The following is an 11,478-nucleotide window of genomic DNA, read 5'->3' as shown; positions in this document are numbered from 1 at the left end:
TTAAATATGTCGATGCTGTGAGAAATGCTCCTTATATCAACTTAATTCATATTGATGCAGCAATAGACACAGCAGCTTGGAAGCTTGTGAAAACAAGAGAAGATAAAACTTGGTCTTTGGTAGATAGTACCTCTTTTATAGTTATGCAACAGTTTGGTATTCAACAGGCATTAACTACAGACCATCATTTTGAGCAAGCTGGCTTTATTCGTTTGTTGAAATCTGAATAAAGAAATAGTCCAGTAGTGGCGTGACAAGCTTAAAATATTGCAAAAAATTGTAGATTGGGTTGACGTTAGGAAACCCAACATCATTGGTCGCGTTGGGTTGCGCTGCGCTTAACCCAACCTACTTCTAATGCACTATTTTAGGCTTGTAACGCCACTACTGTTATTTGCTACGGTTATTTGTGGTTGCCCAGATGGGAGATGTGCGTGGGGTGATGTAGTGATAATTTTAGGTGATATCCGGGTTGGAACATCGCAGTTAAGAACTGTATGATGAATTATGAATTATGAAGTTTGAATTAAAAAAATCCAAATTTAGCTTCACAATTCATAATCTATCAGCTTTCAACCTGAAGTCAAAATGCCATAACCAGCTTGAGTTTTGGGCTACTGTGTTCTAACTCAAAACTCTGAACTTCACCAAATTAGCCCAGGGTTTAAGCCATTTGATTTTCAATCGCCCAACGCGCTAGTTCGGTGCGGTTGTGGAGGTTGGTTTTACCCAACATATTGGACACATGGCTTTCAACTGTGCGCTGACTAACGTTTAATTCTTCAGCAATTTCCCGGTTAGCTAAACCCCTAGCTACAAACTGTACTACTTTCAGTTCTGTGGGGGTTAACTGGACATCAAAGGGAACCTGAATACGGGAACCGTTTTCACCTCCTTTGGCTTGGTGTTCTTTCCAACGAGTAGTTTGCTTGAGTGAAGATTCTACTTGTGCTACGAGTTCTTCTGGTTCAAAGGGCTTAACCATATATACGTCAGCCCCTTTATTCAGACCTTTAACTCGGTCTGCACTTTGTCCTTTTGCTGAGAGGAAAAGTACGGGAATCCAGCCGGTGCGTTCATTTTGTCGGACTTGTTCCACAAAAGTGTATCCGTCCATTTCCGGCATCATTACGTCACAGATGATCATATCTGGAATATCTTGTTCAAGAATATCCAGAGCTTCTCGTCCATTTTCGGCAGTGTTGACTTCATAGCCTCTGAATTCCAGGTAATCCTTCACCAGCAAGATGAGGTTAGGGTCATCATCAATCAGTAGCAGTCTTTTATGATCTTTCATGCTGGGTTCTTTCATAGCAGTGGCACTTGTCGCGCTTCGGTCCATCAAGGTCTTGAATGGTTATCCTTTATGGTGGATCATTGAGATGTTGTCCTTTATCCTACTTAACTTGCCTTTGCTTTCTGGAAATTTCAAAAGTGGTGAACACTTGATCTAAGATTTCCAGCTCATTGGTAAAATCCGGTAAGGATACGTAGAGCAATAGTATTTATAATGCGCTATTATATATCGCTTTGAAAGGGGCGGGTGAAAAAACACTGATTAAATATCATCTTTCCGATTCATGAGGTACGTATTGGCTCAAGATGACCCTAACTTCAAAACAACCCGCGCTTTCAGATGCTTACTGCTTTATCATATCCTGCGGATGTTCAGCCTTTATCAAAGGTTTATCAGCAAGTAGGGGAATTTTCGGCAAAAGATGGGTTAAAAATGCATATTCTTCCACCATCATGATGCCTATCAAGTGTTCTGGATGATTGGCTCAATAACTTCTGGTTTTGCTGGGCAATACCAGGCACCATCTGGATAGAACACCATTATCGGTCTAGAACCACAAACTCGCAAGCAATTGGCTTTAGTCCTAACGATGCAAATGGGAGACTGTCTTGGGGCTGATCAAGTTTTAACTATTGAATTCGCCATTTTTTTGGTATTCCCAAGATTCCAGACTAACTCGTTTTGCACAGAAGTTAGCAACTGTCTCGTCAGCACAGATCAAAATTTGTCGCTGAATTTCCGCCATTCCTAAAGTTTCTACACAATTACTTAAGGCTTTGTCATTCAAGGATTGAGTGGCTTTGGGGATTTGACGGCAGCACTGGATCACTGTAATGTTACTCATCGAGCAGCACCCTGATTACAGTTCTATAACAATTTCCCGGCTTTGCAAATAAATTTAGCGATATAAAAATATTCGTAACTTACCGAGCAAAACCTGATAGATAAAAATATTTGAGTATTTATACTTAAGTAATTAAGCGATCGCCTAGTGCGGGAACCCGTACTCAAGTCCTCGTTGCCATCTTATGCTGGTTTTAGGTAGATTAGCACTCAGGAGTTGAGAGTGCTAACTCTAAGAGAAGAGAAAAGAAAATAAATATTTATGGCAGCTGTAACTTTAAGCGTTTCCACAGTTAAACCCCTAGGCGATCGCGTTTTCGTAAAAGTGAGCGCCCCCGAAGAAAAGACCGCAGGTGGACTGTTTTTACCCGATAATGCCCAGGAAAAACCCCAAGTAGGCGAAGTAGTCGCTCTTGGCCCTGGCAAGCGTAACGATGACGGTAGCCGTCAAGAATTAGACATTAAAACCGGCGATAAAGTGTTGTACTCCAAGTACGCTGGCACCGACATCAAGCTAGGCACAGAAGAATACGTACTGCTTTCAGAAAAAGACATCTTAGCAGTCGTTATGTAATGGGGAATGGGGAGTAGGGAGTAGGAAGTGGGAAAAAAATGCCCAACGCCCAACACCCAACACCCAAAGCCTAATTCCAAATCAAATTGACTTACTCCCTGAATTGAGACAAATATGGCAAAACGCATTATTTACAACGAAAACGCCCGTCGCGCCCTGGAACGAGGCATTGACATCTTGGCTGAAGCCGTAGCTGTTACCCTTGGCCCCAAAGGTCGTAACGTAGTCCTAGAAAAGAAATTTGGCGCGCCCCAAATCGTCAATGACGGTGTCACCATCGCCAAAGAAATCGAACTAGAAGACCATATCGAAAATACTGGCGTAGCTTTGATTCGTCAAGCTGCTTCCAAGACCAATGACGCTGCCGGTGATGGTACTACAACTGCCACCGTTTTGGCTCACGCGATGGTTAAGGAAGGCTTACGCAACGTTGCGGCAGGCGCTAATGCAATTTCTTTGAAGCGCGGTATTGATAAAGCTTCCGCCTTCTTGGTAGAGAAAATTGCTGAACACGCTCGTCCAGTAGAAGATTCTAAATCCATTGCCCAAGTTGCTGCGATTTCAGCTGGTAACGACGAAGAAGTGGGTCAGATGATTGCCCAAGCAATGGACAAAGTAGGCAAGGAAGGCGTAATTTCCCTAGAAGAAGGGAAATCTATGACCACCGAGCTAGAAATAACCGAAGGGATGCGCTTTGAGAAAGGCTATATCTCTCCTTATTTCGCTACCGATGCTGAACGCATGGAAACGGTCTTTGATGAGCCTTACCTGCTAATCACTGACAAGAAGATTGCTTTAGTACAAGACCTTGTACCAGTTTTAGAGCAAGTAGCTCGCTCTGGTCGTCCTTTGGTGATTATCGCCGAAGATATTGAAAAAGAAGCTTTAGCGACTTTGGTAGTTAACCGCTTGCGTGGTGTACTGAATGTTGCGGCTGTAAAAGCTCCTGGTTTTGGCGATCGCCGTAAAGCGATGCTAGAAGATATTGCGGTTCTGACTGGTGGTACATTAGTCACCGAAGATGCAGGTCTGAAGCTAGAAAATACCAAGCTGGAAAGCCTCGGTAAAGCTCGCCGTGTCACCATTACCAAGGACACAACAACAATTGTTGCTGAAGGTAACGAAGCCCCTGTGAAGGCTCGTTGCGAACAAATCCGTCGTCAGATGGATGAAACCGAATCTTCTTACGACAAAGAGAAGCTGCAAGAACGTCTTGCTAAACTCTCTGGTGGTGTAGCTGTGGTGAAAGTGGGTGCAGCCACTGAAACCGAAATGAAAGATAAGAAACTACGCCTAGAAGACGCGATCAACGCCACCAAAGCTGCTGTTGAAGAAGGGATTGTTCCCGGCGGTGGTACAACTCTAGCTCACCTTGCTCCTCAATTAGAAGATTGGGCAAAAGCTAATCTCAAAGATGAAGAGTTGATTGGTGCTTTGATTGTCGTTCGTGCTTTACCCGCGCCTCTGAAGCGGATTGCTGAAAACGCCGGCCAAAATGGTGCTGTAATTGCTGAACGTGTGAAAGAGAAAGAATTCAACGTCGGCTACAATGCTGCAACCAACGAATTCGTTGATTTGTTAGGTGCTGGTATTGTTGACCCTGCTAAGGTAACTCGTTCTGCTCTGCAAAACGCTGCTTCTATCGCTGGTATGGTGTTGACAACCGAATGTATTATCGTTGACAAGCCTGAGCCTAAAGATGCTGCTCCTGCTGCCGGCGGTGGTATGGGTGGCGGTGACTTCGATTACTAATATTCTGTAGTCACATAAATAAATTGAAAAATAGCTGCTTCCTGATGGGGGTGGCTGTTTTTTTGTGTCATACAAGTGATCGAATCGTTCCCTCACCTCCAATTATGGGGGAACAAGAATTTTCAAAGTCCCCCAAATTTGGGAGATTTAGGGGGCAAAACAGGCTCAAACGCAGACAAGCAGGACTTGTGTGTACACGTGTCATACAACAGGAAGAATATGGCTTCATCAAGTTGAGAAGCCAATAGCCGGTGTGTACGCGGACTTAATCAGAAAAGGGGCTGGGGGTGAGGTTAGTGTATTTTATTAAATCCGCATTCCTAAACTTTAATTAGCGTTGATAAAGTTTTGAATATCTCTAGCTACAATCCCAGGACAAGAACTGGGTAAATCATTACCAGCATGAGCAATTATTTGCAACTCGACTTTAGGAAGCAGCTGAGTGTAGGTCTGAGTTTTAACTACTGCATCTAGTAAATCTTGACCACCTTGTAAAATCAAAACTGGAACTTCCATCAAGTGCAATCTTTTATGCAGAAATTCCGCTTCAATTTCCGATTGCCGCCTTTGAAATAATAACTGAAATGAATTAGGATATGCCAACAATTTTTGACGCAAATTAAAATCTTTTTCCAACTTTTCTTTCAAACCCAAAATTTTATTCAAAGGTCGAAACCATTTTAATGATTGCGAAAATATTGGGGGACGACTCACTAATTTTCGCATTTTCCGCGAATTTTTTTCTTGTCCTTCTATACCTACACCTTCTGGCGCTAGTAATACTAAAGCACAAACTTGGTCTGGATACTTTAAAGCATAGCTAGCGGCAATCCAAGCGCCAATAGAATAGCCTACTAAATAAACTTTTTCTAATCTCACGGCTTGTAAAAATTCAGCAATACATTCCACATGAAAATCAATTGAGTGATGAACATGAGGATTTTCTGACTCACCAAATCCTAATAAATCTGGTGAAAGGCAATGAAAATTTTGAGATAGTGAATTAATCACTGATACCCATTGACTGCTATCGTTCCAAGCCCCATGCAAAAAAATTACAGGCGTACCTTCACCAGCCTCTCGCCAGAATAATAGCCCTTGAGAAAGTTTTCTCCGGGAGTTATGAAATAGGGTATCCATTTTAATTTAATGTTAAATCAATAGGCAAAAATAGCTTTATGCCAGTGTTGTCAAACCATTCAAATAGTCTTGTAACTGTCGAGTATGGTCATGAGACATTTTTCCTAGAGGTAAAGAATCAGCCGTAAAAGCGTGAATTTCCGTAACTTCTAAAGTATCTTGAATCTCCATTTTTCCTTCAACTTCCGCTTCTACCACAACACAAATTGAATGAATGCGGGGATCTCTGTCAGGTGATGAGTAAACCCCTACCAAACGGGTAATTTTTATCAACTCCAGTCCTGTTTCTTCTATCAATTCTCGGTTGACTGTTTTAGGAATATCCTCTCCCCAATCCACCATGCCTCCAGGTAATGCCCAGCAGCCATCATCACGCCGCTTAATCAGCACAATTCGACCATCTGGTAATATCGGAATTATACTAGCGCCAGTAATGGGATGACGGAAGATTATGCCAAGTACCGTTTGTCCTATACGCCATAAGTTACGTGTGGACTGAACAACTGTTGCAAAAAAAAGCAAGAACATTCAAACCTAAGTTATGTATATGTGTTGTGTTCTCTAATTTCCGACAATTTACATAAAATCCATGATTATATGGTTAACTTTTGTGTAACACAAACAAATATGTTTGTAGTTGAGAATTTTATTCTCACGACTTCGTATTGTATATCAATCTTCCCATTTGTTGCCAAAAAACAGAATTTAGTGTTTATTTATACATGAGTATTTTATGGATGATTTACCTACTTTAGATGAAAAATACTATGATTCTAATTAAAAGTAACAGTTAATCTGACATTTCTTTATAGCATATCAAACATGGTAGCTTATTTTTTGTTTTTATTTTTAATGTTTTCCATTAATGTGATTGATCAATTCAAAAGTCTTGAATTTAATGTTTAATTTGGTGCAACTTTTCTGAAAAGACACAATACTAGGTTTGTATTATATGCCTCTAAAACAATATATAAGAATCTAGTACCGCCGTGAAGTCAAAAGTCAAAAAGCTTTTACGTTGGGCTTTTGAATCTTTTGAAAGGGTATCCATATTTACGCCATGCTGTACTATAGGACTCCTATTTGAATTTTGATAGTTTGCGTGGGGTAAGCCATACAAAACGACCTATACCTTGATTCCTTCTTCCTTCTTCCCTGTTCCCTACCTCTACGAGTAAATATGGCTGCACCACTCCAGCTACAGAAACCAAACCGGATTCCTATAGATAAACAAATCTGAATGGTATTGACATAAATAAATTGTATACGATAGACTAGTATACTGTTAAAAGTATGTGGATGACTAAGCTAGGCCAAAAGTATATCAATAGCATAAGTAGCTAATATTGCTTATGTAATGCCTAGTTGCACTTTTTTGTTGTTTATTAAATGAGGTGAACATGGCCAAGCGCCGTAACCCGAAAAAAGAAAAGGCGCTACGGAACCAGGCGTATGCCAGAAAGTTTCGTAAACGAACTACTACAGGAAGAATGCAGAGAAGGTTCCAACAAAGACCTCCGAAGAGTGAGGAAGAAGAAGGCGCAGCAGCAGCTGATACTGAATAAGCCGCCTGTTGAAATCCTTATCACTTAAATTTAAAATTTTTCAGGGCGTACATATAATATGTACGCCCTGATTTGTTCATTGGTATGGGTAACGCTACTAATGATGTTGAGTTTCCTTATGTCAGCCCAACCTACGAATTTTTGTCCTATGTGAAGCTGGCCACGCCACTATGAGGTTCAAGCCAATGAGGGTAAGATTTTTCGGTGTGTACACAGTGGACTCCCTTTCGGCGACGCTCACGGCGAAGCTTATTTCCTATTCACCAATTTGAATGCGGGCTGTAGCAATTGCCTGATTCACCTGTGAAAAACCTGTACCCCCATAACTGTTACGTGCTGCTACAACTTGACGGGGCGATATCGCTTCATAGATATCTGTAGCAAATGCTGGATGTAATTGTTGCCATTCTTCTAAGGTTAAGTCTTTTAACAATTTACCTGCGGCAATACTGGTTTTGACGACTTTTCCCACGAGATTATAAGCTTCCCGGAAGGGAACACCCTTTGCTGCTAGATAATCTGCTACATCGGTGGCATTGGAAAAATCTTCAGCTACGGCTGCGGCTAAACGTTGGGTACGAAATTCTAAGCCTTCTCGCAACAAGATTGTCATTGCTTCTAGAGAAGCTTTAATGGTGTTAACGCTGTCAAATAAACCTTCTTTATCTTCTTGCAGGTCTTTATTATATGCCAGAGGTAGGCCTTTCATCATTACCAGCATGGCTTGGAGATGACCAAATACCCGCCCAGTTTTTCCCCGTACTAATTCTGGTACGTCGGGGTTTTTCTTTTGGGGCATAATGCTGGAACCAGTGGCGCAGCTATCTTTGAGGATGATAAAACGAAATTCTTCAGATGACCAGAGAATGATTTCCTCGGAAAGACGGCTGAGGTGAACCATGATTAAGCTCGCAGCACAGAGAAATTCGATGGCAAAATCGCGATCGCTTACTCCATCCAAGCTATTAGCATAAACACTCTCAAATTGCAAGAGTTCGGCTGTATAATGTCTGTCAATGGGGAAAGTTGTTCCTGCCAATGCACCACACCCTAGTGGCGAAATATTCACTCGGCGGCTAACATCCTCCAGGCGTTCCCAGTCCCGTTGTGCCATTTGGAAATATGCCAAGAGGTGATGGGCTAAACTTAGGGGTTGGGCGCGTTGTAGGTGAGTATAGCCAGGAATTAAAGTTTCAACGTGCTGTTCGGCTATATCTAGCAATACACCTTGAAATTCGCGCAATTGGCTACGGATAGCTGTGATTTGGTCGCGCAGATAGAGTCTGGTGTCAGTACCAACTTGGTCATTACGCGATCGCGCGGTATGCAGCTTTTTACCCACATCACCCACAATTTCCGTTAATCGCCGTTCCACAGCAAAATGCACATCTTCTGCATCAATTCCCGGCTGAAATTTGCCTTGGCGATATTCTTGGCGAATTTGTTCTAAACCTGCCACCAGTTTTTCCCCCTCATCTGGGGAAATAATACCTGTGTGAGCCAACATTTTGGTATGAGCTTGAGAACCAGTCAGGTCATATTCAATTAATTCAATATCAAAACCTATACTGGCATTAAAACGAGCGATCGCAGGATGCAATGCTGATTCAAATCGTTGACTCCACGTTTGTTCTTTGGTCATAGATGATTAGGAAATTAGGAAGTGGAGAGTGGAGATGTCTATTCAGAAAGACACAATAGAAATTTATCATTTATTTCCTTCCCCAGTCCCCAGTTCCTAGTCCCTAATACAAGTCGGCGTAAATAAACAGATCAATTTAAATCAATGAAAAGCTTATAGAATCAGGCTTTTGACTTTTGATTTTCGCCTTGCAGTCCTTAACCGTAACTTGTCAGACTCCGAAGCATATAGCCAATAACTAGACCAATCAATAACGCCCACACTTGACCAGATTCTACAAAATTGTTCCAAGTTCTTTGCATTTGACCTACAACGTCTGGATCGTTAATTTTTTGCGCTAGTAGCGTCATATTTACTGGCAGTTGCCAAACTAATTGAGATATTACACCGCTGAAGTTGTTCATAGCTTGGTAATTTATAGGTGATGAAAGGTAATCTTTAGTAATAAGTTTTCGGTTTTTACCCAATAAACACTGACTACCCATTGAAATCTTACGATAACTTGTCTGTATCAACTCAAGATGTCGCAAATCATAACCGTAATTTCTCAGCCGTTCGCAGGATTTGCCCCGCCAGCACAGCAGCACCAAAGCCATTATCTATATTGACTACACCTATACCAGCAGCACAGGAGTTGAGCATTGTCAATAAAGGCGATAATCCACCAAAACTCGCACCATAACCAATACTGGTAGGAACAGCAATCACCGGACAATCTGCCAAACCTGCGACAACGCTAGGCAAAGCACCTTCCATCCCTGCCACAACAATGAGAACTGAAGCTGATTCAATTAAATGGCGATTACTTAGCAAACGGTGAATCCCTGCCACACCCACATCCCAAAGACGCTGGACACGAAAGCCAGAAAGTTCTGCTGTGACAGCCGCCTCTTCAGCTACAGCTAAATCAGCAGTGCCGGCAGAGAGAATACCAATTAACCCCTCAATTTTAGGTTCGATGATAGGGGGAGTAATCGCACAAATTCGCGCCAATTCGTAATACTGCAAATCTATAATCTTTGCTTGCAGTGCTGTATAAACTGCTGGTTCAATGCGGGTTGCCATGACCACCGCATTACGCCGGCGCATTACTCCCATAATTTGAGCAATCTGTTGAGGAGTTTTACCTGGCCCCCAAATGACTTCCGGAAAACCAGTTCTGAGTTCGCGGTGGTGGTCAATTTTGGCAAATTCACCCACAGGTTCATAGGCTAAATCTTTGAGTGCATCTAATGCCATATCTGGGGTAACTTTACCATTGGCAACTGCTTGGAGGAGCGATCGCAAAGTTTCAGGTTGAGTCACAGTAATTTTAGGTTAGGGGATGAAAAATAATACGTTAAATCTAATTTACCTACTGAGTAACTTTAATTTCATAAATGTTCCAGAATGCGCCTCCTAAAACGGAGTATTGAATACCTTCAAATTTATTACGTACTGCTGACAAAGAGTAAGGATTCACCAAGTAAATAAACGGTAAATTTTCCTGGGTAATCCTCTGAGTTTCAGCATAAATTTCTTTGCGCTTGGCTTCGTCTAATTCCCTTGCAGCTTGAATATAAAGTTTACCAATTCTGTCCTCCCACGGCGCAACTTCCCAGCCTTCGATGGGCTTTTGTCCGGCTTGGGGTTTTTGATTAAACATATGTAATCCACCTTCAGGGGCCCAGACGTGAGCGCCATTATTCGGTTCTAAACCACCAGTCAAGCCTAATAATGAAGCATCCCAATCAAGAGTATTACTTAGTTTATCTATGTAAGTATTCCATGCCAACGGAGTAAAATCGACTTGCATCCCGATTTTGCCTAAATCTTGTCTAATTTGCGCCCCCATTGCTTCCCGGATTCGGTTTCCGGCATTCGTCAATAAAGTGAAGCGAACCCTGTTACCTTCAGCATCTAATAGTTGCTCTTGGGAATTATATTTAAATCCAGATTTTTTGAGTAATTCCTTGGCTTTTGCTGGATTATAGTCGTAGGTTTTCAGTCCTTCTTCAGCCGAAAGATAAAAGGGACTTTGGATGGTAATTGGTGAATCTTGAGTTTGACCCAAGCCACGAAAAGTATTATTAATCATGGTTTGGCGGTCAATAGCATAAGCTACAGCCTGCCGAAATTCCACTGTATTGAACCAACGTGATTTTATCGGATCTACTAGCGGTTTACCGTCTCTGCTACCTTTATTGAGATTAAATACAACAAATGATGTTCCAGTAGAGGGTCCGCCATTGTAGATTGCGAAATTACCCTGTTTTTCTTGCTTTTTTAACAAGGAAAAGTAATCTGGTGTGACGGCTATAGAATCTAAACTACCAGAACGAAATTGTAATAATGAAGTATCTGTAGATTCCACAATTGACCATACAACCCGTTCAATATAGGGTTGAGATTCTCCTTGTGGACCTTTACGCCAATAGTAGGGGTTACGCTGGAAAATCACACGTTGATTTGTGTCATAACGCTCTAACTTGTAAGGGCCATTGACGATAATTTCATCAACGGGAGTATCAACGCCCCACTTGCTGAGAAATATTGGTTTACCTTCTTGGTCTTTTGTCTGGATAGATTCTTTGAGGATATGGGCAGGTAAAATTGGTACTCCTAAAGTTCCTAAAAATGGTGCAAATGGTTCTGGTGTTGTGAATTTGACCCGCCGATCATCGAT

Annotated in this window: 12 protein-coding genes; 4 read left to right on the top strand and 8 right to left on the bottom strand. The window is 41.8% G+C overall.

Translation table 11 applies throughout. The annotated features are described in order from the left end of the window. The coding region (locus VB654_RS19080) for a type II toxin-antitoxin system VapC family toxin (protein WP_416235697.1) at nt 1-230 on the top strand (230 nt) is incomplete at its 5' end. Nucleotides 231-664: 434 nt separating this feature from the next. Here the strand turns inward: VB654_RS19080 and VB654_RS19075 are convergent. Next, entirely contained in the window at nt 665-1,342 is a 678-nt protein-coding gene (locus VB654_RS19075; protein WP_239731969.1) for a response regulator transcription factor, read from the bottom strand. A gap of 580 nt (nt 1,343-1,922) precedes the next feature. After that, entirely contained in the window at nt 1,923-2,141 is a 219-nt protein-coding gene (locus tag VB654_RS19070; protein ID WP_323215379.1) for a hypothetical protein, read from the bottom strand. A gap of 261 nt (nt 2,142-2,402) precedes the next feature. On the opposite strand from VB654_RS19070, the gene groES reads away from it, so the two are divergent. Further along, nucleotides 2,403-2,714 (top strand): co-chaperone GroES, encoded by a 312-nt coding sequence (gene groES, locus VB654_RS19065; protein ID WP_006194609.1) that lies wholly within the window; start codon nt 2,403-2,405, stop codon nt 2,712-2,714. A gap of 114 nt (nt 2,715-2,828) precedes the next feature. Beyond that, nucleotides 2,829-4,466, top strand: coding sequence for a chaperonin GroEL (gene groL / locus VB654_RS19060; RefSeq protein ID WP_323215378.1), 1,638 nt, complete (start codon nt 2,829-2,831; stop codon nt 4,464-4,466). Nucleotides 4,467-4,793: 327 nt separating this feature from the next. Here the strand turns inward: groL and VB654_RS19055 are convergent, their stop codons facing one another. Together VB654_RS19055 and VB654_RS19050 are read right to left on the bottom strand one after the other, a co-directional pair. After that, the gene (locus tag VB654_RS19055) at nt 4,794-5,606 is read right to left on the bottom strand and encodes an alpha/beta hydrolase (RefSeq protein ID WP_323215377.1); all 813 of its coding nucleotides are present in this window, start codon (nt 5,604-5,606) and stop codon (nt 4,794-4,796) included. 36 nt (nt 5,607-5,642) lie between these two features. Next, on the bottom strand, nt 5,643-6,134 hold the full coding sequence (locus VB654_RS19050) for an NUDIX hydrolase (RefSeq protein WP_323215376.1): 492 nt from the start codon (nt 6,132-6,134) through the stop codon (nt 5,643-5,645). Nucleotides 6,135-7,006: 872 nt separating this feature from the next. Here VB654_RS19050 and VB654_RS19045 point away from each other — a divergent pair. After that, nucleotides 7,007-7,171: a hypothetical protein gene (locus VB654_RS19045; protein ID WP_167407613.1), complete on the top strand. Its 165-nt coding sequence runs from the start codon at nt 7,007-7,009 to the stop codon at nt 7,169-7,171. A 256-nt stretch (nt 7,172-7,427) separates the two neighbouring features. On the opposite strand, the gene argH is transcribed toward VB654_RS19045, so the two are convergent. The 4 genes from argH to VB654_RS19025 all read right to left on the bottom strand — a co-directional run. Continuing rightward, a complete protein-coding gene (gene argH / locus VB654_RS19040; RefSeq protein WP_323215375.1) occupies nt 7,428-8,813 on the bottom strand; it encodes an argininosuccinate lyase in 1,386 nt (461 codons plus the stop codon). Nucleotides 8,814-9,010: 197 nt separating this feature from the next. Beyond that, nucleotides 9,011-9,217 (bottom strand): hypothetical protein, encoded by a 207-nt coding sequence (locus tag VB654_RS19035; RefSeq protein WP_323215374.1) that lies wholly within the window; start codon nt 9,215-9,217, stop codon nt 9,011-9,013. Between the two features lie 127 nt (nt 9,218-9,344). Then, nucleotides 9,345-10,118: a nickel pincer cofactor biosynthesis protein LarB gene (larB, locus tag VB654_RS19030; RefSeq protein ID WP_323215373.1), complete on the bottom strand. Its 774-nt coding sequence runs from the start codon at nt 10,116-10,118 to the stop codon at nt 9,345-9,347. Between the two features lie 49 nt (nt 10,119-10,167). After that, on the bottom strand, nt 10,168-11,478 hold a 1,311-nt coding region (locus VB654_RS19025), incomplete at its 5' end, for an ABC transporter substrate-binding protein (RefSeq protein ID WP_323215372.1).

The sequence above is a fragment of the Nodularia sp. UHCC 0506 genome (assembly GCF_034931045.1).
In the GTDB taxonomy this organism is placed as follows: Bacteria; Cyanobacteriota; Cyanobacteriia; order Cyanobacteriales; family Nostocaceae; genus Nodularia.
The sequence above is the reverse complement of the archived record's forward strand: the minus strand, read 5'-3'. Positions and strand labels throughout refer to the sequence as shown.